General features: G+C 72.5%; 15 protein-coding genes. 5 read left to right on the forward strand and 10 right to left on the reverse strand.

Going from position 1 to position 21,932, the window contains the following annotated elements:
- Positions 1-152 precede the first annotated feature (152 nt).
- The 5 genes from ACTWJ8_RS06725 to ACTWJ8_RS06745 all read left to right on the forward strand — a co-directional run bounded on the left by ACTWJ8_RS06725 (position 153) and on the right by ACTWJ8_RS06745 (position 7,143).
- On the forward strand, positions 153-2,012 hold the full coding sequence (locus ACTWJ8_RS06725) for a peptide ABC transporter substrate-binding protein (protein WP_443263286.1): 1,860 nt from the start codon (positions 153-155) through the stop codon (positions 2,010-2,012).
- Positions 2,009-2,959: an ABC transporter permease gene (locus tag ACTWJ8_RS06730; RefSeq protein ID WP_356383741.1), complete on the forward strand. Its 951-nt coding sequence runs from the start codon at positions 2,009-2,011 to the stop codon at positions 2,957-2,959. Before ACTWJ8_RS06725 ends, ACTWJ8_RS06730 begins: the two co-directional genes overlap by 4 nt.
- The gene (locus ACTWJ8_RS06735) at positions 2,956-3,858 is read left to right on the forward strand and encodes an ABC transporter permease (protein ID WP_356383738.1); all 903 of its coding nucleotides are present in this window, start codon (positions 2,956-2,958) and stop codon (positions 3,856-3,858) included. The genes ACTWJ8_RS06730 and ACTWJ8_RS06735 overlap by 4 nt, the downstream gene beginning before the upstream one ends.
- Before the next feature lie 47 nt (positions 3,859-3,905).
- Complete coding sequence (locus tag ACTWJ8_RS06740) at positions 3,906-5,963, forward strand: ABC transporter ATP-binding protein (RefSeq protein WP_443264825.1); 2,058 nt, start codon at positions 3,906-3,908, stop codon at positions 5,961-5,963.
- A 91-nt stretch (positions 5,964-6,054) separates the two neighbouring features.
- Entirely contained in the window at positions 6,055-7,143 is a 1,089-nt protein-coding gene (locus ACTWJ8_RS06745) for a WD40/YVTN/BNR-like repeat-containing protein (protein WP_443263287.1), read from the forward strand.
- A 39-nt stretch (positions 7,144-7,182) separates the two neighbouring features.
- Here ACTWJ8_RS06745 and ACTWJ8_RS06750 read toward each other — a convergent pair whose 3' ends face one another.
- The 10 genes from ACTWJ8_RS06750 to ACTWJ8_RS06795 are packed head-to-tail and all read right to left on the reverse strand — an operon-like array spanning position 7,183 to position 21,924.
- A complete protein-coding gene (locus tag ACTWJ8_RS06750; RefSeq protein ID WP_443263288.1) occupies positions 7,183-8,871 on the reverse strand; it encodes an alpha-amylase family glycosyl hydrolase in 1,689 nt (562 codons plus the stop codon).
- Positions 8,868-9,551, reverse strand: coding sequence for an aspartate/glutamate racemase family protein (locus tag ACTWJ8_RS06755; RefSeq protein WP_443263289.1), 684 nt, complete (start codon positions 9,549-9,551; stop codon positions 8,868-8,870). Before ACTWJ8_RS06755 ends, ACTWJ8_RS06750 begins: the two co-directional genes overlap by 4 nt.
- Positions 9,548-10,468, reverse strand: a complete 921-nt coding sequence (locus ACTWJ8_RS06760) for a hypothetical protein (protein WP_443263290.1) — start codon at positions 10,466-10,468, stop codon at positions 9,548-9,550. The genes ACTWJ8_RS06755 and ACTWJ8_RS06760 overlap by 4 nt, the downstream gene beginning before the upstream one ends.
- The gene (locus ACTWJ8_RS06765; RefSeq protein ID WP_356383723.1) at positions 10,465-11,997 is read right to left on the reverse strand and encodes an FGGY-family carbohydrate kinase; all 1,533 of its coding nucleotides are present in this window, start codon (positions 11,995-11,997) and stop codon (positions 10,465-10,467) included. Before ACTWJ8_RS06765 ends, ACTWJ8_RS06760 begins: the two co-directional genes overlap by 4 nt.
- The gene (locus tag ACTWJ8_RS06770) at positions 11,994-13,379 is read right to left on the reverse strand and encodes a GH1 family beta-glucosidase (protein ID WP_443263291.1); all 1,386 of its coding nucleotides are present in this window, start codon (positions 13,377-13,379) and stop codon (positions 11,994-11,996) included. The genes ACTWJ8_RS06765 and ACTWJ8_RS06770 overlap by 4 nt, the downstream gene beginning before the upstream one ends.
- Entirely contained in the window at positions 13,376-15,355 is a 1,980-nt protein-coding gene (locus ACTWJ8_RS06775; RefSeq protein ID WP_443263292.1) for a hypothetical protein, read from the reverse strand. Before ACTWJ8_RS06775 ends, ACTWJ8_RS06770 begins: the two co-directional genes overlap by 4 nt.
- Positions 15,336-17,783 (reverse strand): glycoside hydrolase family 2 protein, encoded by a 2,448-nt coding sequence (locus ACTWJ8_RS06780; protein ID WP_443263293.1) that lies wholly within the window; start codon positions 17,781-17,783, stop codon positions 15,336-15,338. Before ACTWJ8_RS06780 ends, ACTWJ8_RS06775 begins: the two co-directional genes overlap by 20 nt.
- A 5-nt stretch (positions 17,784-17,788) precedes the next feature.
- On the reverse strand, positions 17,789-20,245 hold the full coding sequence (locus tag ACTWJ8_RS06785; protein WP_443263294.1) for an alpha-mannosidase: 2,457 nt from the start codon (positions 20,243-20,245) through the stop codon (positions 17,789-17,791).
- Positions 20,242-20,880, reverse strand: a complete 639-nt coding sequence (locus tag ACTWJ8_RS06790; protein WP_443263295.1) for a D-sedoheptulose-7-phosphate isomerase — start codon at positions 20,878-20,880, stop codon at positions 20,242-20,244. The genes ACTWJ8_RS06785 and ACTWJ8_RS06790 overlap by 4 nt, the downstream gene beginning before the upstream one ends.
- Before the next feature lie 27 nt (positions 20,881-20,907).
- Positions 20,908-21,924 (reverse strand): ROK family protein, encoded by a 1,017-nt coding sequence (locus ACTWJ8_RS06795; RefSeq protein ID WP_356383706.1) that lies wholly within the window; start codon positions 21,922-21,924, stop codon positions 20,908-20,910.
- Positions 21,925-21,932 lie beyond the last annotated feature (8 nt).

Below are 21,932 nucleotides of genomic sequence, written 5' to 3' on the forward strand. Positions count from 1 at the left end.
CCTCCGAATCAAGTCCGCCAGACCCACCCGGACTTTGCACTACTTTCCGAATGAACCTATTGACTTGCTTCGAACGGTCGACTTAGCGTTCGGGCGCCCCTCGTCGAATCTTCACACGGGGCTGGATCCCGTCCCCTTGGAGGCCCTTCGGCATGCGTTCCCTCAGGTCAAAGGCGCCCGCCGCGCTCGCCCTCGCGGCGGCGCTCGTGGCGCTCACCGGCTGCACGCGTGAGGCCGGCGGCATCGCCATGGGCCCGACGGGCGGCACCCCGGTCGAGGGCGGCACGGCCACCATGGCCCTGCCGCCCGCGGCCACGCCGAACTGGATCTTCCCGATCGGCGCGCCCGGCTACGGCGCCTCGTACAACTACGGCATCCAGTCGCAGCTCTTCATGCCGGTGTACGACGCCGTGCAGAAGAAGGGCGAGCTGGTCACGCACGGACCGAGCACGCTCGGCCTGGAGCCGGAGTACAGCGACGGGAACAAGACGGTGACCGTGCCGCTGCGCAAGGGCGTGACGTGGTCCGACGGCACCGAAGTGACCTCCCGCGACCTCGAGTTCTGGTTCAACCTCGTCAAGGCGAACAAAGCCGACTGGGGCAGCTACTCGGTCGGCACCATGCCCGACAACGTCAAGCGGTTCGAGGCCGTCGGCGACCACACCGTACGGCTGCACCTGGACCGCGCGTACAACCCGGACTGGTTCACCGCCAACCAGCTCTCGCTGATGCGAGCGCTCCCCCAGCACGCGTGGGACGCGAAGACCGACGGAGGGAAGGTCGGCGACTTCGACCGCACCACCAAGGGCGCCAAGGCCGTCTTCGCCCGCCTCACCCGGCACGCCAAGAGCCTCGGCTCGTACGGCAGCGACCCGCTGTGGAAGACGGTCAACGGGCCCTGGAAGCTCGCCGGATGGCGGGACAACGGACAGGTGACACTCGTCCCGAACGAGAAGTACACCGGCCCGAAGTCGGAGCGCCCGCACCTCGACAAGGTGGTCTTCAAGCCGTTCACCACCGCCGACTCCGAGTACAACGTGCTGCGCTCCGGCGGCGTCGACTACGGCTACATCCCGCCGTCGGTGATGGCGCAGAAGGAGAAGTTCGAGGGCAAGGGGTACCGCGTCGACCCGTGGGAGGGCTGGGCGGTCACCTACATCGTCTACAACTTCAACTCCACGCACGCCGGGCCCGCGATGAACCAGCTCTACATCCGGCGGGCGATGCAGCACCTCGTCGACCAGAAGGCGATGAGCGACGTCGTCTGGCAGGGCAGCGCCACACCGACGCTGGGCCCGGTGCCGGTCACGCCGAAGAGCCAGTACTTGTCGAAGGACATGGCGCACAACCAGTACCCGTTCTCCGTCGCCAAGGCCAAGGCGCTGCTCACGGCGCACGGCTGGCGGACGGTCGACGGCACGGCGCGCTGCGTGCGGCCCGGCACCGGCGACGACGAGTGCGGCAAGGGCATCGGGAAGAACGACCCGCTGGAGCTGACCCTGCTCTCGCAGTCCGGCTCGACCGAGACGACGAACATGATGCAGGAGCTCAAGTCCTCGCTCAGCAAGGCCGGCATCGACCTGACGGTCCGCCAGCAGCCGCTGAACTCCGTGCTCGGAAACTCCGTTCCGTGCAAGGCCAAGGACCCGGGCTGCAACTGGGACATGTCCTTCTTCGGCACCGCGGGCAGCTGGTACTACCCGCTCAACCCGAGCGGCGAACAGCTCTTCTCCACCGGCGCCTCCTCCAACTTCGGCAACTACAGCGACGAGAAGGCCGACCGCCTCATCCGCGCCGTGCAGTACGCGCCCGACATGAAGGCCGTGCACGCGTACGGCGAGTACCTCGCGGAGCAGCTGCCGGTGATGTGGATGCCGAACCCGGCCTACCAGGTGTCGGTGATCAGGAACGATCTGCGCGGCATCGAACAGAACCCGACCGTGACGTTCCAGCCGTCGCACTGGTACTTCGTCAAGGATTCCAAGAACGTCAAGAAGGGAGCCGCGCAGTGACCGGCTTTCTGGTCAAGCGTTTCCTTCAGGCGCTCGTCGTCCTGTTCCTCGTGTCGATCATCGTCTTCACGCTGCTCCACCTGCTGCCGGGCGGCCCCGCGCGGGCCATCCTCGGCCCCAAGGGCACACCGGAGCAGATCGCGCACTTCAACCACCAGCAGGGCTACGACCGTTCGCTGCCGACGCAGTACCTGATGTACCTCAAGCGGCTGCTGACCGGCGACCTCGGCGAGTCGTACAAGCTCAACTCGCCGGTCCTGGACCTGCTCACCCAGCGGCTGCCGAAGACGCTGCTGCTGACGGTGCTGTCGACCGTCCTCGCCGTCGTCATTGCGGTGCCGCTCGGACTGCTCCAGGCGGTGCGGCGCGGCAAGGCGTCCGACTACGCGCTGACCGGTCTCGCGTTCCTGATGTACGCGACGCCCGTGTTCTTCCTCGGCCTCATCATGATCATCCTGTTCGCGCAGGTGCTGCCGATCTTCCCCGCGGAGGCCCCGCAGGGCGAGACGATCGGGGAACTCCTCGGGGACATACCGGGGTTGATCCTGCCGGTCGTGACCATGGCATTCGGCATCGTGGCCATGTTCAGCCGCTACATGCGCTCGGCCGTCCTCGACAACCTCACCGAGGAGTACGTGCGCACGGCCATGGCGAAGGGCCAGTCGAGCCGCCGGATCATGGTCAAGCACGTGCTGCGCAACGCCCTGATCCCGCTCGCCACGCTCCTCGGCCTCTACCTCCCGACGCTGTTCAGCGGCGCCCTCGTCGTCGAGTCGATGTTCAACTACCCCGGCATGGGGCTGCTCTTCTGGAACGCCGCGCAGGGCTCGGACTTCCCCGTCCTCCTCGGCGTCACCCTCGTCGTCGGCATCGCGACCGTCCTCGGCTCGCTGCTCACCGACATCCTGTACGCCGTCCTCGACCCGCGGATCCGGAGCGTGGCATGACGACCGCTGTTACTTCTGCGATACCCGGGCACGAGGAGGCCGCGCAGGCCACCCCCTCGCTGGCCCGCCGCACCCTGCGCGTGTTCACGGGCAACAAGCTCGCCCTCAGCGGCGTCGTGCTGCTCGTCCTGCTGCTCGCCTTCTGCTACCTGGGCCCGCTGCTGCACCCCACCGAGCAGGTGCACACGAACCTCTCCCAGGCGAACCTCGCGCCCGGCGCCTCCGGTCACCTGCTCGGCACCACCGACCTCGGCTACGACATGGTGGGCCGCCTCATGGTCGCCGGGCAGACGTCCCTGGAGATCGGCCTCGCGGCCGGCCTCCTGGCGACCCTCTTCGGCACCGTCTACGGCGCCGTCGCCGGATACTTCGGCGGCTGGGTCGACGCCGCGATGATGCGCGTCACCGACGCCGCGCTCGCCATACCGGCGATGTTCCTCCTGGTCGTCGTCGCCGCGATCATCACGCCCAGCAAGGGCATCCTGATCCTCATCATCGCGGGCGTCGCCTGGCTCTCCCCCGCCCGCCTGGTGCGCGGCGAGGCGCTGTCGCTGCGCAACCGCGAGTACGTCCAGGCGATGCGGATGATGGGCGGTGGCGGCGCCCGCGCCGTCTTCAAGCACATCGTCCCGAACGCCATCGGCACGGTCATCGTCAACTGCACGTTCCAGATCGCCGACGCCATCCTCTACGTCAGCTACCTGGCCTTCCTCGGCCTGTCGATCCCGCCGCCGTCCGCCGACTGGGGCTCGATGCTGTCCTCCGGCATCACCTACACGCAGAACGGCTACTGGTGGCTGATCTTCCCGCCGGGCATCGCGATCGTCCTGGTCGTCGCCGCGTTCAACTTCATCGGCGACGGGCTGCGCGACGCGTTCGAAGTACGGCTGCGCAAGTGACGTACGCACCACGGCATCCGACCGGCGAGAAGGGCCGCACCACGACCATGACGACTCCCCTGCTCCGCATCGAGGACCTCCGCGTCGACATCGCCACGCGCGACCGCACGGTGCACGCCCTCGACGGTGTCTCCCTCGACCTCGCGCCCGGCGAGGCCCTCGGCATCGTCGGCGAGTCCGGCTGCGGCAAGACCATGACGGCCCTGTCGGTGCTCGGCCTGCTGCCGTCCGGCGGCGAGGTCACGGGCGGCCGCATCCTCTTCGACGGCCAGGACCTCGCGGCGGCGCCCGCCCCGGTCCTCCAGGACGTCCGCGGCAACACCATCGGCATGGTCTTCCAGGACCCGCTGACCTCCCTCAACCCGACCATGACGATCGGCGCGCAGGTCGCGGAGCCGCTGCTCCTCCACCGGGGCGTGACCAAGAAGGAGGCGTGGGCGCGCGCCGAGGAGACGCTGCGCCTGGTCGGCATGCCGCAGCCGGCGGAGCGCATGAAGGCGTACCCGCACCAGCTGTCCGGCGGCATGCGGCAGCGCGTCGCGATCGCGATGGCCCTGGTCTGCGAGCCGAAGCTGCTGATCGCCGACGAACCGACGACCGCCCTCGACGTGACGACCCAGCACCAGATCCTCGAACTCATCGACGACCTGCGCGAGCGGCTCGGCATGGCGATGATCCTGGTGACGCACGACCTCGGCGTCATCGCGAACCGGGTCGACCGGGTGGCGGTGATGTACGCGGGCCAGGTGGCGGAGCAGTCGGACGTGCGCGGCCTGTTCGCCCGCCCGCGGCACCGCTACACGGAGGCGCTGTTCGCGGCGCTGCCCGAGCGCGCGGCGGACAACGAGACGCAGCTGCACACCATCCCCGGCCTGCCGCCGAGCCTGACGGTGCGGCCCACGGGCTGCCGGTTCGCGCCGCGCTGCCTGTTCGCGACGGACGACTGCCGGACCCTGGAGCCGTTCCTGGAGGAGGACGAGGTGCAGGGGGCCGAGCACCGGTTCGCGTGCTTCCACCCGGTGCCGCACGAGGCGGCCGCGGTGGACGCCGACGAGGTGATCGCGCCGCCGTCGATCCCCGCGCAGTCGGCGCCCGGCGACGTCCTGGTCGAACTCGACTCCCTGGTCAAGGAGTTCCCCCTCAAGGGCGGCCCGTTCTCCCGCAGCCGCGGCACGGTCAGCGCCGTCGGCGGGGTGTCGCTGAGCATCCGCAAGGGCGAGACGTTCGGCATGGTCGGCGAGTCCGGCTGCGGAAAGACGACGCTGGGCCGGATCGTGGCGGGCCTGGAGGAGCCGACGTCGGGTTCCGTACGGTTCGCCGGCCGCGACCGCGCCTCGTTGTCCCGCTCGGAACGGCGGGCGCACCGCCGCGACGTGCAGCTGATGTTCCAGGACTCGACGGCGGCGATGGACCCGCGCATGCGCGTGGGCGAGATCCTGCGCGAGCCGCTCGTCATCCAGGGCGTCGGCGACAGGGCCGAGCAGGAGAAGCTGATCGGCGAGCTCCTCGACGCGGTGGGCCTGCCGCGCGGCGCGGTGCACCGCTACCCGCACGAGTTCTCCGGCGGCCAGCGCCAACGCCTGGGCCTGGCACGGGCCTTGACTCTGTCGCCGGACCTGGTGGTGGCCGACGAACCGGTGTCGGCGCTCGACGTCTCGGTCCAGGCGCAGATCCTGAACCTGATGCGGGAACTGCAACGCGAACGCGGCCTCACCTATCTGTTCATCTCGCACGACCTCGCGGTGGTCCGCTACCTCGCGGACACGGTCGGCGTGATGTACCTCGGCAAGCTGGTGGAGGTGGGCCCGGCGGAGCAGGTGTACGCGCATCCCCTGCACCCGTACACGCGCGGCCTGCTCGACACGGTCAACGTGCCCGACCCGGAGGCGGAGACCGTGGGCACGCCGCTCACCGGCGAGACGCCGTCGGCGGCGAAGCCTCCGTCGGGCTGCCGGTTCCGCACGCGGTGCCCGATCGCGCGGGACGTGTGCGCGACGGAGGAGCCGCCCGTGTCGGAGCCGGCCGCGGCGGGTCACCGGGTGGCGTGCCACTTTCCGCTGACGGCGCGCGACGGGGCCGGTCTGGAGGCGGGACAAACCGCCTGACCTGCGGCGATGCCCGATGCGGGGGCCATTGTCAGTGGTGGGGTGCAGACTGACCGATACCTGGAGACAACGACGTTTCGGAGGTATCGGCATGACGGACGTACTACTGGCCGTGGGCACCCGCAAGGGCCTCTTCCTGGGCCGCAAGCGCGACGGGGACCCGTTCGAGTTCGACGAGAGCCCGTACTTCAACGCGCAGGCGGTGTACTCGGTCGCCATCGACACCCGCGGGGAGCGGCCACGGCTCCTCGCGGGCGGCGACAGCGCGCACTACGGCCCCTCGGTGTTCCACTCGGACGACCTGGGCCGCACCTGGACCGAGCCACCCAAACCCGCGGTCAAGTTCCCCGAGTTCACGGGCACGTCCCTCGAGCGGGTCTGGCAGCTGCACCCCTCCGCCTCCGAACCGGACGTGGTGTACGCGGGCACGGAGCCCGCGGCGCTGTACCGCTCGGAGGACCGCGGCGAGACCTTCGAGCTGTGTCGCCCGCTGTGGGAGCACCCCACGCGCTCGCAGTGGGTGCCGGGCGGCGGCGGTGAGGGCCTGCACACGATTCTGACGGACGCCCGCGACCCGCGCGCGGTGACGGTGGCGGTGTCCACGGCCGGCGTCTTCCGCACGAGCGACGGCGGGCAGAGCTGGTCCCCCGCGAACAACGGGGTGGCGGCCGTCTTCCTGCCCGACCCGAACCCCGAGTTCGGCCAGTGCGTGCACAAGGTGACGCGGGACGCCGCCGACCCCGACCGCCTCTACCTCCAGAACCACTGGGGCGTGTACCGCAGCGACGACGGCGGCGGCAAGTGGCTCGACATCGGCGAGGGCCTCCCCTCCACCTTCGGCTTCGCCGCCGCCGCGCACCCGCACCGGGGCGACACGGCGTACATCTTCCCCATCACGGCGGACATCGACCGCGTCCCGGCCGACCACCGCTGCCGCGTCTACCGCACCCAGGACGCCGGAGCCACCTGGGAACCCCTCACCTACGGCCTCCCCGAGGGCGACCACTACGGCACAGTCCTCCGCGACGCCCTCTGCACGGACGACAACGACCCGGCGGGCATCTACTTCGGCAACCGCAACGGCGAGGTGTACGCGTCCCCGGACGAGGGCGACACGTGGGACCAGGTGGCATCGCATCTGCCGGATGTGTTGTGTGTGCGGGCGGCGGTGGTGGGCTGAGGAACGGGCTGCCGCGTGGGGGTGGGAGCCGGGGTCCGCTCAGCTCCCGGGCTCTCCCTCCCTTGATGTCTCTTCGCCGTCGTCGACCCGATACCACACCGTGGCGTCCGGTGGCAGCAGGCGGGCCGTCGGCGGGAGGGGAAGGCTGGTCAGGGCCGGGGGTGTCTCCGGCGTGAAGGGGAGGAGGGCCGGTTCGGGAGTGGGGTTGGCGACGCAGCGCAGGGCGCCGACCGTGAAGTCGAGTACGGGGTCCGCTTCGGCGGAGTTCCAGGTCAGGGCGGTGTCCGCGGTGAGCAGTGCCCGGCGCAGTCCGAGGGCCTCGCGGTAGAGGGACAGCGTGCTGGTGGGGTCGTCCCGCTGGGCCTCCACCGAGAGCGCGGCGAAGGACTGCGGCTGCGGCAGCCAGGACGCGGCCGGACCGAATCCGTACGAAGGGCCCGCACGCTCCCAGGGGATCGGTACGCGGCAGCCGTCCCGGCCCTTGCGGGCGCCCGCCGAGCGGTGGTGCACCGGGTCCTGGAGGACGGCGGCGGGCAGGTCCGCGACCTCGGGGAGACCCAGTTCCTCGCCCTGGTAGAGGTACGCGGCGCCGGGCAGGGCGAGGAGCAGCAGGGCGGCGGCGCGGGCCCGGCGAGTGGCGGTGGCCGGGGGCACGTGGGGCTCGGTGCCGCCCGACCACAACCAGGACTCGATGTCCGTGCCGGGAGGCAGGGCGAGACGGGAGGAGTGGCGTACGACGTCGTGGTTGGAGAGAACCCACGTGGGGGCGGCGCCGGCCTCGGCCGCGAGGGCGAGGGAGCGGTCGATCGTCGCGCGCAGCGTGCCGCCGTCCCAGTCGGTGCCGAGGAAGTCGAAGTTGAAGGCCTGGTGGAGTTCGTCGGGGCGGACGTAGTGTCCGCGTCGGTCGAGGGCCGCCCAGGACTCGGCGACGGTGACGCGGGGCGGGGCGTAGGAGTCCGTGACGCGGCGGAAGCCGCGCAGCAGTTCATGCACCTCGTCGCGGTCCCAGAACGGATGGCTGCCGTGCCATCCGTCGCCGACGATGCGGTGGTGCACCTGGTCGGGGCCGAGGTCGCGGAGGGGTGCGGCGAGGTCCTTGGCCATGCCGTGGGCGACGTCGAAGCGGAAGCCGTCGACGCCGCGGTCGAGCCAGAAACGCAGGACGTCGTGGAACTCGGCGACGACCTCGGGGTGGGTCCAGTCCAGGTCGGGCTGGGTGGTGTCGAAGAGGTGGAGGTACCACTGGCCGTCGGGTACGCGGGTCCAGGCGGGGCCGCCGAAGACGGACTGCCAGTCGGTGGGCGGTTCGGTGCCGTCGGCGCCGCGGCCGTCACGGAAGACGTAGCGGGCGCGGGACGGGCTGCCGGGCTCTGCGGCGAGGGCGCCCTGGAACCAGGAATGCTGATCGGAGGTGTGGTTGGGGACGATGTCGATGATGACGCGCAGCCCCAACGTGTGAGCGCGTGCGAGGAGTTCGTCCGCGTCGGCGAGCGTGCCGAAGCGGGGGTCGACGTCCCGGTGGTCGGCGACGTCGTAGCCGCCGTCCCGCATCGGTGACGGGTAGAACGGGGTCAGCCAGACGGCGTCCGCGCCGAGGTCGGCGACATGCGGCAGACGGGCGGTGATGCCGGGAAGGTCACCGATGCCGTCGCCGTCGCTGTCGGCGAAGCTGCGGACGTAGATCTGGTAGATGACGGCGGAGCGCCACCAGGGGTCGTCCGGGTTCACAGGTCGGCTCCCTTGTGGGGCAGGGCGGAGAGTTGGGCCGTGCCGGAGCGCGGCGAGGTGAGCACGGGGACGACGACCGCGTCGGCCGGCAGAGCGGCGAGTGCGTCGGCCATGGAGGCCTGGGCGAGGACAAGGACGTCGTGGTCGGCGGCGAGGCGGCGGGCCTCGGCGGCGATGAGCGCGTCGTGCCGGTCCTGGTCGCCGCCGGTCCGTGCCTCGTACGCGCCCGGGCAGGCGGTGGTGGTCAGCGTGACGCTGCGGCCTTCGTCGGCGGCGGCGCGGCGCACCAGGTCGGCGGTCGGGGCGAGTGTCGACTCGAGCGTGGCGAGGACCGCGATGCGGCTGCCGGTGCGGACGGCCTCGACGGCCATCGGCTCGTCGATGCGGAGCACCGGGATCCCGGCGAGCGGTCGCGTCTGTTCGACGAAGGGGCCGACGGACGAGCAGGTGACGAGCACGGCGTCGGCGCCCGCCGTCTCCGCCTGGTGGACGTAGGCGGCGAGGCGGGCCGCCGTGCGGGGCAGTGGGCCGTGCTCGACGGTGTCTGCGAGCAGGCTCTCGTCCACGACGTGATACGGGCGTACGTGCGGGGCGAGTTCGCGCAGCAGCGGGTCGAAGGTCGCGGGGAGGGAGGCGACGGTGTGCAGAACGCAGACGCGCGGGGCGGTGCCGGTGTTCATGCCGCTCCCTCCGTGCGGACCGCCGCGGTGTCCCACCATGGGCGGCCGTGGGCGTCCACGATGTCGCCGAGCAGGCGGAGCCGGTCGGCGCTCGGGCCCCGCAGCGCCGCGTCGCGGTCGCCGGTGAGGGCGTCGGTCCACAGGGCGCGGCCCGCGAGGAAGCCCGAGGCGCCGGCGCGGCAGGCGGCCTCCACCGCCGTCGGAAAGTCGCGGGCCGTGACGCCCTGGGAGAGGACGACCCAGGGGACGTCGACGACGGCGTCGATGCGGGCGGACTGCTCGGTCAGGTGGGCGAGGCCGCCGACGCCGCCGTCGGGGACCTGGCACTTGTAGAGCGAGGGGCGCAGCGGGGCGAGTTCGCGGGCGGCCTCGACGATGGCGTCGTTGAGGTCGAACGCCGCCTCGTCGCCGTGGGCCGGGCGTGCCACCGGTTCGAGGACGGAGGCGAGGCCCGCGGAGCGGCACAGGTCGATGAAACGGGAGGCGAGTGCGACGCGGCGCTCGCGCTGGTCGTCGGGGCGCCAGATGACGAGGAGCTTCAGGCCGCGGGTGCCGTCGGCGACGACGGCGGCGGTGTCCACGGACGCGTCGAGGGACGTGCCCTCCACGGGGCCGCCCGGCTGCTGGTCGAGCACGTCCACCGCGAGGATCGGGGCACAGGTCGCGGGGAGCACCTTGTCGTCGATCAGGCGGCGGTAGCCGTAGTCCCGGTCGATGAGCAACGCGGAGGCGTACGGGCCGAGTTCGCGGGCGGCGGCGAGCTTGAAGTCGGTGAGCCGGTCGTCCGGGATGTCCCTGCCGGGGACGCCGGCGCGCTCGGCCATCATCGTGCGCAGGGAGTCGCGCTGATCGGCGGCGACCATCGCGAACGTACCGGTCTCCCGGGCCAGGTGGGCGACGGCGGGGGTGCGGGTCATGGGTGTGCGTTCCTTGGGTTGGTTTGCGGAAAGGTGGGTGGGGTCGTCCGGCCACGGAGCCGTGGCGCGGGGGCGCCGGTCGCCAACGGCAGGAACCGGTCCAGGTGATGGGCCTGGTGGGCCCGTGCCGTGGCCTCGTCCGCGACGACGGGGCGCGACGGCGCCGCGGGGGCGCGATCGAGGCCGATCGCCGCCCCCGCCAGCAGCGCCGCTCCGAGCCCGGGCGCCTCCGGCTCGGCGCACACCCGCGTGGGCCAGGGCCCGACGGCGGCCTTCAGCGCGGTCCAGGCGGCCAGCCGGGTCGACCCGCCGAGCAGCGTCACCGATTCCGGCGCCGCCGCGCACAGTCGCGCCTGCACGTCCGTCATCCATCGCGCCTGGTGCGCCGTGCCCTCCAGGATCGCGCGGGCGATGTGGGCGGGTCCGTGCTCGATCCGCAGGTCGTGCACCGCGAGCCGGGCGTCGGGGTCGGGGCTCGGGGCGCTGCGTCCGCGGGCGTACGGGGTGATGGTCGGGCCGCACGGGGTCGCCGGCAGCGTCGCGACGAGCCGGGCGAACTCCTCGTAGCGGTCCGCCCCTTGCAGGCCGGCGTCGAGGAAGCGGTCGCAGAACCACTCCACCAGGAGACCGGATCCGGCCGCGCCCGCGAGGACGATGAAGTGGGTGCCGTCGGCGTGCCGGCCCCAGGACATGCCTTCGGCGGCGGCACCGGCCCGGTCCGGCGGGTCCGCTGTGACGGTGAGGACGGCCTCGGCGGTGCCCATGGAGTCGGCGACCTGCCCGGGCCCGCGCACTCCGGCGGCCCACGCGCCGACGAGGTGGTCGTGTCCGGCCACGACGACAGGTGTCCCGGCGCGCAACCCGGTCTCACCGGTGACCCGCGAGATGACATGTCCGACGGGCTCGCCCACTCCCCGCACCCGGGGCATGTGCGTGTCGCGGAGCCCGGCCTCCGCCAGCAGTTCGGGGATCCACTGCCGCTCGACGGGGTCCCAGGCCATGGTGCGCTGTGCGAACGTGGCATCCGTGCCGACCGCCCCCGTGAGCGCGTGGGCGACGAGATCCGCGGCCCCCACCCACGTCCGCATGCGCGCGGGCAGTCCCGGATCATCGGCCACCAGCGCACACCACTTGGCGAGCGGCACCTTCGGGCTGGGCAGCACCCCCGTGCGGGCGTGGAGTCGATGTGCGCCGAGTGCCGAGGCGAGACGTGTCGCGTGCGGTGCCGGTTCCGGGTCGGACCATGCGCGGACGGGCCCGATGGCGTGCCCGTCGGCGTCGAGCGGCACGCCCGCCTCCGCCATCCCGGTCACCCCGACGGCCGCGGGAGCGCGCCCGGCCTGCCGTACGCACCGCGCCAGAGCCCCGAGCGCGGCGGCGACGAGGCCGTCCGCCGGGTGGGTGTGAGGGGTGCTTCCGTACGGGGTCGGGGACGTGGCGCGGGCGAGGACCCGCCCGTCCGCGTCGCACAGCACGGCCTTCACATGGGTCGTGCCGATGTCGAGCCCGGCCAGCGGCTCCCCGCTCATCGCCCGGCCGCGTCCAGCGGCGGCAGCACGCCCGAGCGTGCCACCCGCGCGTACCAGCGGCCGCTGTCCTTGATCGTGCGGCGCTGGGTCTCGCGGTCGACGTGCACGAGCCCGAAGCGCGGCCAGTACCCCATCGCCCACTCGAAGTTGTCGAGGAGCGACCAGTGGTAGTAGCCCTCCACGGGGGCGCCCGCGGCCATCGCCCGGTGCACGGCGGTGAGGTGGGCGTGCAGGAAGGAGATCCGTCGGTTGTCGCGCACGCGGCCGTCGTCACCCGGCTCGTCCCCGTGGATGGCACCGTTCTCGGTGATCAGGAGCGGCACGCCCGGGTGCTCGCGGTGCAGGCGCACGAGCAGCGCTTCCAGGTCGCCCGGGACGACCTCCCAGCCGAGGTCGGTGCGTTCGGTGTCGGGACGTCCCTCCTCGACCTTCCAGGGCCACGGGCCGTCGCCGCTTCGGGCGCTGACGATGCGGCGCGTGTAGTAGTTGACGCCGATGAAGTCGCTGCCCGCGGCGATCGTGTCGAGGTCGCCTTCCTGGATGAAGTCGAGCTCCCCCACGGCCCGTTCCCAGTGGGCGCGCATGTCCGCGGGGTAGCCGCGGCCGTGCACGGGGTCGAGGAACCAGCGGTTGACGTAGCCGTCGGAGGCTTCGGCCGCGGCCCGGTCGGCGGTGCTCGCGTGGTCGTCGGGGGTGTGCGGGAACAGGGAGTACGCGATCCCCGCGCGCGAGTCCGGCCGGTCCGTGTTCCGCAGCTCGCGCACCGCGAGGCCGTGCGCGAGGAGCAGGTGGTGCATGACGGTGACGGAGGTCTTGAGGTCCTTCTCGCCCGGTGCGTGCAGGCCGAGCTGGTGCCCGAGGAGGCCCACGATCCAGGGCTCGTTGATCGTGACCCAGTCCCGGACGCGGTCACCGAACGCGTCGAAGCAGAGGGCCGCGTAGTCGGCGAACCGCTCGGCGGTCTCCCGGTTCCGCCAGCCCCCGCGCTCCTGGAGGGCCTGAGGCAGGTCCCAGTGGTAGAGGGTGACGAGCGGCTCGATGCCGCGCTCGAGCAGCCCGTCGATGAAGCGGTCGTAGTGGTCCAGCCCCCGCTGCTCGACCCGTCCCACGCCCTCGGGGAGGATGCGCGGCCAGGCGAGGGAGAACCGGTGGGCGTTGGTGCCGAGTTCGGCCATGAGCGCGGTGTCGTCGGCTCGGCGCCGGTACTGGTCGACGGACACGTCGCCGGTGTCGCCGCCGTCGATCGCGCCGGGCACGCGGCAGAACCGGTCCCAGATCGACTCACCGCGCCCGTCGGCGTCGACGGCACCCTCGACCTGGTACGCGGAGGTGGAGGTGCCCCACCGGAAGCCGGCGGGGAAGGATGCTCCGGGCGTGGTCACAGTGCCTCCTGGAACTCGGGCAGTTCACGGGCGTGCTCGCAGGCGTACAGGAGCACGCCCGCCGACCAGGCGTGGGAGAGCGTGAGCAGCATGCCCTTCGCCTGGAAGCACTCGGTCTGGTAGAAGCGTTCGCTGACCATGCCGCGGTAGGCGTTGAAGTCTCCGTCGGCGCGGGCGACGAACTGGCGGAAGCAGTCGAGGTTCTCGCGGGTGGCACGCAGGTAGTACGGGTCGTCGAGGTGCCGGGCGAGGCGGACGGCCTCGGGCAGGCAGATCAGGCCGAAGGCGTGCAGGTGCTGGTTGGAGGGCGAGGCCTGGTCGGCGCCGCGGGTGCGGAATCCGTAGCGGGCGAGGAGGGTGTGCTCGTCGAAGTGGACGTCGTAGGTGTAGCGGAAGGTGAGCGTCCAGTCGGCGGCGCGGCGCGCCAGGTCGAGCCAGCGTCCGTCGGGGTCCCCTGCCTCGTGGAGGAGCGTGTACGCGATGATCGCGTTGTAGCCGTCCTCGGAGGTGGGGGCGAGGGAGACGTCCTCGGGGGCGCCGCACAGGAATTCCGAGCGCACGTCGTCGGCGAACGCGGCGCCCGCGCGCCGGGCGGCCTCCAGGTAGCCGCGTTCCCCGAAGGCCTCGGCGGCCTCGACCAGCGCGCCGACGAACGCGAGCCCCGCCGCGCCCTCGTGGTCGAGTGCCTTGCCGGTGTGCACGTCGTGGGCGGCGGCGAGGCGCCCGGTGCTCGGGTCCTGGCCGGCGAGCGCGGCGGCCAGGTTGTCGCGGACGGCCGCCTCCCAGTCCGGATGATCGTGGCCGCGGGCCCGTTCGGCGACGAGGGCGCGCAGCGTGAACAGGGTCGCGTCGCCGAGGGTGCGGGCGTGCAGCCGGTCGGCGTCGCCGGTCCAGCCGGCGGACCAGCCGCGCGAGCGGGACCACTGGCCCCAGAAGGTGCCGCCCGGTGTGCGGTGGGCGCAGATGTGGTCGATGACGGCTTCGGCCGCCGCGGCCCGGTCGGTGTCGCCGACCCGTCGTGCGTGCAGCAGCAGGGCGTGGGCGTAGGGCACGCCGCTGATCCAGGAGACGTGCATCGCCTGCCGGTCTCCGTCGTCCCCGAGCGCTTCGCGGTCGAAGGCGGCGGTCTCCAGGAGGACGGGTGGATCGCTGCGGTAGTGCCAGCGGTGCAGCCCCTCGGCGGACAGCGCGGCGGCCTCGTCGATGCCGACCCAGGCCGCGGGCGCGCCCTCCGGTACGGCTTGGTGCAGGGCGCGCAGCACGGGCGCGTAGGCGTGCGGGTCGGTGTCGAGGAGGTGCACGGTGAAGCGCAGGGTGTGTTCCTCGCCGGGGCGCCAGGTGTGCGGCGGCGTGTCGGCGGGCCGCGGTGTGCCGGAGCCGTAGTACGTGACGGGTTCCTCTCGGTACGGGGCGTGCAGCCGCAGCGCCGGGCGGTCGCCGTCGAGGAGGGCGAAGCCGACTCCCTGCTCACCCAGCGGTCCGGTCTCGGCCAGGGCGAGTGCGGCGCCGCCGTGCCGGTCGCGGGCGAAGACGGCGGGTGTGCCGCAGCGGTCGGCGCGGAACGACCAGGCGGATGCGGTGAGGCCCGTGGGGTCCGTGCCGTCCGCGGCGTAGCGCGGGTAGGGGCGGGCGCAGTCGGCTCGCCGGTTCTCGCCGTAGAAGGCGCCGGGGATCAGCCAGCCTGGGTCGTCGCTCGCGCCGAGCCGCAGCTCCACGCGGAGTCCGGCGTCGAAGGGTTCGGTGCCCTCGTGGCGGACGGTGAGTTCCGCGGCGCGGGCGGAGCCCTCGCCGGTGAGCCGGAGGGCGGCGTGGAAGCCGTGGGCCCGTCCGGTGACGGTCGTCGCACCGTCGCCGCCAGTCGCGGGCACGGGAAGACAGGCACCGTCTGCGGTCAACAGGGCGACGACGTAGGGAAGTTCCAGGAGGCCGTCGGCCTCGCCGCGGAGCACCAGCGGCTCAGTCAAGGACTCGGGCATCGACATTCCAGCCTTCCAGCAGTACGGCGCGGCCCGCTTCGGGGGCGTCGCGCCATGCGACGGGCACCTCGGCGGTCTCACCGGGCAGCAGATCGAGCATGTTGTCCCCGAAGACCGCCCATCCAGGGGCTTCGACGGGGCGGGCGTCGGTGAGGTGGAGGCCGAGGGCGGCGGGGCCCTCGACATGGGCGAGGCGCAGGGCGCGGCGGTCGCGGGTCCAGTCGAGGGTGACGTGGGCCGGGGGCAGGTCGAGGTAGGCGGAGAGGTCGGGCCCGACGGCGTGGACGTACCGGTTCCCCGCGACGAATTCGCCGCGCTTCGAACGGAGTTGGAGGTCGAGCAGGAAGAGCGGACCCGGCAGCTGCACGGTCTCCAGGGTCAGCTCCGCGCCCCGGCTCTCCCGCACCACGCTCCCGTCGAGTGCCACGATCCGCGCGCGCGTCGTCCCGGAGCGCCACGCGTGCACCCGTGCCGCGAACCGCTCGTGACCCGCCCATGCCTGCGTGGCGAACGACGCGCACACGTGGTCGGGGCGGTACGCGCGGCGCACGCCGTGGTACGCGGGTTTGGGGTCGCCCCGGTGGTCGACGGCGGCCGTGCACCAGGCATTGGGGAACGGCTCGTTGAACTGCCAGGGGACGGCCCCGGACGAGCGGGGCGCCCGCCGCAGGTTCGCCTCCACCGCGTACCGCAGGCCGTCGTACTGGAGTTGCTGGCTGGCCCGGCGCATCCGGTCGACGCTGTCGAGCCGGCCGCCGAACGTGCGCTGCACCAGCGGCGCGTTGTTCCACCAGGCGCCGAGGTGTTCCATGACGGGGTTGCTGCGGTCGGTGGGCCACTGGGCCTCGGCGGGCACGACGGCGTCCCAGGTACGCCGGTTGGCCATGCCCTCCACACCGAACTCGGAGTGCAGCAGACTGGTCCCGGCGTCGTACAGCTCCTGGTGGGCGTCGAGCCCTTGGTGTTCCCAGGGGCCGTGCACGTCGTGCTGGCCGTCCGGCGCCCGCTCGATGTTCTCCCGTGTGTTGAGGAAGTCGCGCCCCGACGGCGAGCCGGGGAGCCAGCAGCGATCGGGGTCGAGTTCGGCGACGACGCGGGCAAGCCTGCCGACGACCGGCGAGGACTTCTCGTCGAGCGGTGTGGCGGTCGCCGTGTCGTGGAGCTCGTTGCCGGGCCCCCACAGGGCCAGCGCCGGGTGATGGCGCAGTGCGGGCACGATCGTCCGCGCCTCACGTTCCATCAGGTCGAGATAGGCGTCGTCGGTCGCGGGGACGGAGTCGATGCCGGAGCTGGAGAGGCTGAACTCCTGCCACACCAGCAGGCCGAGACGGTCGCAGAGGGAGTAGAACTCCTCGGTCTCGATCAGTCCGCCGCCCCACACCCGCAGCAGCGTGACGTGCGCGTCGGCGGCGAGGTTCAGAAGATGCGCCAGCCGTTCCGGGCGCGGGACCCCGTGGAGCGCGTCCTGCGGCACCCAGTTCCAGCCCTTGGCGTAAACGCGGCGGCCGTTGACCTCGACGGTGTACGGCAGGGCATCGGCGGGCGCTCCGGGATTCGGCACCAGCCGGACCGTGCGGAAGCCGACCGTGCGCACGACGGGTTCTCCGCCCGACGCCCGGACGGTCACGGTGTACAGCGGCCGGTCACCGTGGCCGTTGGGCCACCACAACTCCGGCTGCGACACGACCGCTTCCGCCACCACCGTGCCGTTCCCCGCACCGAACGGGACGTGCCGCTCGGCGACGAGCGCGCCGTCGGGGGCGTGCACGGTCACCTCGAGCGTCCCCGGTTCGGCCGCCTCGACCTCGGCGTCGACCCGCACGCTCCCGGAGCCGTCCGCACCGACCACCGCGTCCTTGAGCCGCACGGGCCCCGCGATCTCCAGCCGGACCGGCTTCCAGATGCCCTGGTGGACGAGGCGTGGGCAGAAGTCCCAGCCGTAGTTCATGCGCGTCTTGTGAGTGCGCACCCGGTCCGTGCGGCCCACCTGAGGTTCCCCGGGCGGTGCGGGGTGGACGACGACGGCGAGTACGTGCGGGCCGCCGTCCGCGTACGCGCTCACGTCGACCTCGAAAGGCACGAACATGCCCTCGTGGTGAGCCAGTTCGTGGCCGTCGACGAGGACGGTCGCCTCGTGGTCGACGCCCTCCAAGCGCAGCAGTGCGCGCTCGCCCGACGCCAGGCGGGGCAGCTCCAGGGTGCGTCGGTGGAGCCAGGCGCGCTGCGGCACCCATTCGGTCAGCAGGCTGTCGGTGCCCACGTACGGGTCGGGGATCTGCCCGCCCACTCGCAGATCGTCGAGGACGGAGCCGGGGACCCGTGCGGGGAACCAGCCCGGTTCTCCGTCCGGGCGGCCGGGGCCGCACAGCCAGCGCCAGGTGTCCCCCAGGCAGCCGCGCAGCTCCCAGCCGTCGTCGAGCACGTGCACGGAAGTCAGGCCTCCACCGGCAGTTCGAGCAGGTCCGTCTCGGTGACGGGTGCCGCCGGGTCGGCCGGCACGCGGAACGTCTTGATCTCGTGCGGGCCGAACTCGGCCTCGACGAGGCGCTGTTCGCCGAGCATCGGCAGTCCGATCCGGGCCGAAGCCGCCGCACCGCGGGATTCGTAGGCACGCACGATCACATCTCCGGAGGCGTCCTCGTCGCCCTTGACGACGGTGACGAGGACACTGCCCGCGCCGTCGTCGGCGTAGGACGCGCGCTGCCCGAGCGGGCCCTCGTGGAAGGTCTCCATGAGCGCGAAGGACGGCTGGTTCAGCTCGGCGGCGCGCCGCGCGGGGTCGACCGCGCGCCAGTCGGCGCCGTGCGGGAGCAGCAGGTAGCGGAATTCCTGGCGACCCTGGTCGAGGTACTCGTAGACGCCGTCCTCGTCGAGGATCTTCGGCTCGTGCCAGGCGTAGACGGGGCTGCGCAGCGCCGTCATGCCGATCTCCGCGCCGGTGACGTCGTGCCCGTGCTTGCTGTCGTTGACGACGGTCAGCCCGGCGCGCATGCCGCCGGGCAGGGTGCCGGTCACGTCGACCCAGGCCTGGGTGGGCTCCTCGGTGCCGTCCGGGGTGCGCTCGACGAACCCGTACGGGATCTCGTGCGTGGCCGTGGGGTCGGTGAGCGAGGTCGGGAAGCGCAGCTTGAGCGTCTTGAGCTGCTCGTGCCAGTCGACGGCGGTGCGCACCTCGACGCTCCTCGCGCCCGCGGACAGGACGAGTTCCTCGGCCATCCGCGAGGCGCCGTACGTGGATTCGATGCGCAGCACCGCACGCACAGGACCGGACTCGACGAGCCGGACGCGACGCCCCGTGAAGGAGCCGATGGCCTGGTCGTAGGCGCGGACGCGGTGTCCCCAGGTGTCACTCCGGTCGTCGACGACGACGGCGTGCGGGCCGGGGTTCGCGGGAATGAGCTCGGCACCGGTCGACTTGTCGACGAACGAGGTGAGCCAGCCGCTCGCCGGGTCGACCTCCAGGCGCAGGTGCTCGTTCTCCAGCGTGGTGTCGGTCGCGCGCACCGGCCCTTCGGCGGAGTCCGCCCCCGGCACCAGGTGGTACACCCGGTGCCCCAGCGGCGGCACGGTGGCCCGGAACGCGAGGCGGCCCCGGCTGCCCATCATGCTGGCCTCGGAGCGGGTGAGCTGCGCCGGCACCGGGTCGCCGTTCTCGTCGGTGAGGCGCACGGTGGCGGCCTGGGCGAACTCGACCTCGACGTCCTGTTCGAGCTCCCAGGGGTGCGGGTTGAAGACGACGACGGGCACGGTGCCGTCGGCGAGCGGGATGTCGATGCGGCGGGCGATGGCCTGGGTGGCACGGTTGAAGATGTCGGCGGCGATCGAGCGGGCGCGGCCATAGTCGTCGCGCGCGTCGTCGTACGCCGAGCGGATCGACGTCCCCGCGAGGATGTCGTGGAACTGGTTGAACAGAACCAGCTTCCAGGCCTCGGTCAGCTTCTCGACGGGGTACGTCTCCCCCGCCACGGCCGCCGCGACCGAGGCCCACTTCTCGGCGCGCTGGAGGTCGTTCTCGGCGCGGCGGTTCCACGCCTTGACTCCGGAGTGCGCGGAGTAGCAGCCGGGGCCGTGGTGCTGGAGCTCGCCGGTGTGCACGGGCACGTCCTCGCGGTCGCGGAGCCGGTCGAAGAACCGTGCCGGGTGGGAGAGTTCGAGCCTGGGCAGGCCGCCGAGCGCGTCGAGGCGGGCGATGGAGTCGAGATTGGCCCTGGTGGGGCCGCCACCGTGGTTGCCGACGCCGTAGAACACCATCAGCTCGGGCTCGTCCGGCGGCATCATGGCGAGGGACTTGTCGAGGTGGTTGCCGATGTCCTTGCCGGGCGTGCAGTACTCGTTGGGCAGCCGGTAGGCCATCACGCGGGAGCCGTCGGGCGCCTCCCAGTGGAAGAACTGGCCGGGCAGCACCTGCTCGTGCGGGCCGGGCCGCAGGAAGATGTACCCGTCCATCCCGGACTTGCGGAGGATCTGCGGGATCGTCGCGTTGTGCCCGAACGGGTCGAGGTTGCAGCCGATGGTGGCGGCCTCGCCGAACTTCTCGATCAGGTACCGCTGCCCGTACAGGGCCTGGCGGACGAAGGACTCGCCGGAGGGGATGTTGCAGTCGGGCTCGATCCACCAGCCACCGACGATCTGCCAGCGGCCCTCGGCGACGCGCTTGCGGATCGTGGCGAACAGCTCGGGGTCGTGGCTCTCGATCCACTCCAGGTACATGACGGAGTCGCAGGTGAACACGAAGTCGGGGTACTCCTCCATGCGGTCGACGGCGGACTGGAAGGTGGCCCGGATCTCCTGGAGTCCCTCCGGCCAGCGCCACAGCCACACCGGGTCGATGTGCGCGTTGCCGACGAGATGCAGGGTGCGGTCACGGGAGTTGGGCTTGGCGGTGGTCATACGGCGGCCTCCGGGCGGTGGTCGTACGGCTGGTCGGCGACGTCCGGACCCGCGGCCCAGGCGTCGACGTGCTCGCTGAGCAGGTGCAGCAGGGTCAGGTGCATCTCCTGGATACGGGCGGTGGTGGCGGCGGGGGCCACGAGGACGTGCTCGGCGTGCGCGGCGGCGGGCATGCCATCGTTGTCACCGCCCGCGAAGAGCACCGTGCGGGCGCCCCGCTTCCCGGCCTCTTCCAGGCCCCGGATCACGTTCGCGGACCGGCCCGACGTGGTGAAGCCGACCACCATGTCGTCGGCGGTGACGAGGGCCTCGACCTGGCGGGCGAAGACCTCCTCGTACGCGTAGTCGTTGCCGATGCAGGAGACGACGGAGGGGTCCGTGACGAGCGAGACCGCGGGCAGCGCACGGCGTTCGCGCAGGTAGCGGCCGATGAACTCGCCGGCAAGGTGCTGGGCGTCGGCGGCGCTGCCACCGTTGCCGAAGGTGTAGAGGCGACCGCCGCGGCGGAACACCTCGACGAGTGCGTCGCCGACGGTGCGCAGGGTCGGCAGCAGCTCCTCCAGGCGCTGCGCGGCGGCGATGTGTTCGGCGATCTGGGTCGTCGGGCTGAGGCGGGCGGTGGGCGGGGCGGACATGGAGCTCCAGAGGTGCGCGGCAGGCGGTCAGCTGAGGGTGGGCAGGGGCGCGCCCGCCCCTTCGTGGTGGGCGAGTCGTTCGAAGGCGATGGCGGCGGCGCCGAGCACCCCGGCCCGGTCGCCGCCGGTCGCGGTGACGACGCGGGCGGCGTTCGCGGCGGGCCCCATGGCGAGCCGCGCCACCCTTTCGCGTACGGGGGCGAGGAGTCGGTCGCCCGACCGGGTCACGCCGCCGCCGAGGACGACGAGCTCCGGTTCGTAGAGGTTGACGATGGACGCGAGACCTTGTGCGAGGAGTTCGCAGGTCTCGTCCCAGAGTTCGGTGGCGAGGGCGTCGCCTTCGCCGGCTGCACGCGCCACGTCGGCGGCGGTGATCTCGTGAGCGGGCAGGTCGGCGAGGACGGACCCCCGACCCCGGCGGGCCAGGGCCTCGCGGGCACGTTCGGCGATCGAGGTACCGGAGGCGTACGCCTCCAGGCAGCCGGCCCGGCCACAGCTCTTGCAGGTCCGCCCGTCGGAGCGGACGGTGATGTGGCCCGGCTCGCCCCCGTTGCCCGCCGCGCCGCGGTAGGTGCGGCCGTCGACGACGAAGCCGCCGCCGACGCCGGTGGACACGGTGAGGTACACGAGGTTCCGGGTGCCGCGTCCGGCACCGAAGCGCCACTCCCCCGCGGCGCCGGCCGTCCCGTCGTTGTCGAGGACGGAGGTCAGTCCGTAGTGCTCCCGGGTCAGCCGGGTGATGGGGATGTCGAGCCAGCCGGGCAGGTGGGGCGGTGCGACGAGCACGCCGGTGGCCGAGTCGAGGGGGCCACCGCAGCCGATGCCGCAGCCGAGCAGGGCGCGCGGCGCCTCGTCCGGGTCCACGCCCGCGGCCGTCAGGGCGGCGCGGCCGAGGGTGAAGAGCCGGTCGAGGCAGGCGTCGGGGCCCTCCTCGACGCGGGTGGGCACGGTCAGGAACGACAGCGTCCCGCCGTCCTCGCCGACGACACCGGCCGCGAGCTTGGTGCCGCCGATGTCGAGCGCGAGCACGCTTGAGTTGGTCATGTGACTGT

This window comes from Streptomyces sp. SDT5-1 (assembly GCF_052245995.1).
Lineage (GTDB): Bacteria > Actinomycetota > Actinomycetes > Streptomycetales > Streptomycetaceae > Streptomyces.

What these genes read in the sequence shown, in the direction of transcription:
- ACTWJ8_RS06790 (WP_443263295.1), bottom strand. Translation starts at nt 20,880, where the DNA reads ATGTCCGCCCCGCCCACCGCCCGCCTCAGCCCGACGACCCAGATCGCC.
- ACTWJ8_RS06795 (WP_356383706.1), bottom strand. Translation starts at nt 21,924, where the DNA reads ATGACCAACTCAAGCGTGCTCGCGCTCGACATCGGCGGCACCAAGCTC.
- ACTWJ8_RS06725 (WP_443263286.1), top strand. Translation starts at nt 153, where the DNA reads ATGCGTTCCCTCAGGTCAAAGGCGCCCGCCGCGCTCGCCCTCGCGGCG.
- ACTWJ8_RS06755 (WP_443263289.1), bottom strand. Translation starts at nt 9,551, where the DNA reads ATGAACACCGGCACCGCCCCGCGCGTCTGCGTTCTGCACACCGTCGCC.
- ACTWJ8_RS06785 (WP_443263294.1), bottom strand. Translation starts at nt 20,245, where the DNA reads ATGACCACCGCCAAGCCCAACTCCCGTGACCGCACCCTGCATCTCGTC.
- ACTWJ8_RS06740 (WP_443264825.1), top strand. Translation starts at nt 3,906, where the DNA reads ATGACGACTCCCCTGCTCCGCATCGAGGACCTCCGCGTCGACATCGCC.
- ACTWJ8_RS06745 (WP_443263287.1), top strand. Translation starts at nt 6,055, where the DNA reads ATGACGGACGTACTACTGGCCGTGGGCACCCGCAAGGGCCTCTTCCTG.
- ACTWJ8_RS06775 (WP_443263292.1), bottom strand. Translation starts at nt 15,355, where the DNA reads ATGCCCGAGTCCTTGACTGAGCCGCTGGTGCTCCGCGGCGAGGCCGAC.
- ACTWJ8_RS06760 (WP_443263290.1), bottom strand. Translation starts at nt 10,468, where the DNA reads ATGACCCGCACCCCCGCCGTCGCCCACCTGGCCCGGGAGACCGGTACG.
- ACTWJ8_RS06765 (WP_356383723.1), bottom strand. Translation starts at nt 11,997, where the DNA reads ATGAGCGGGGAGCCGCTGGCCGGGCTCGACATCGGCACGACCCATGTG.
- ACTWJ8_RS06735 (WP_356383738.1), top strand. Translation starts at nt 2,956, where the DNA reads ATGACGACCGCTGTTACTTCTGCGATACCCGGGCACGAGGAGGCCGCG.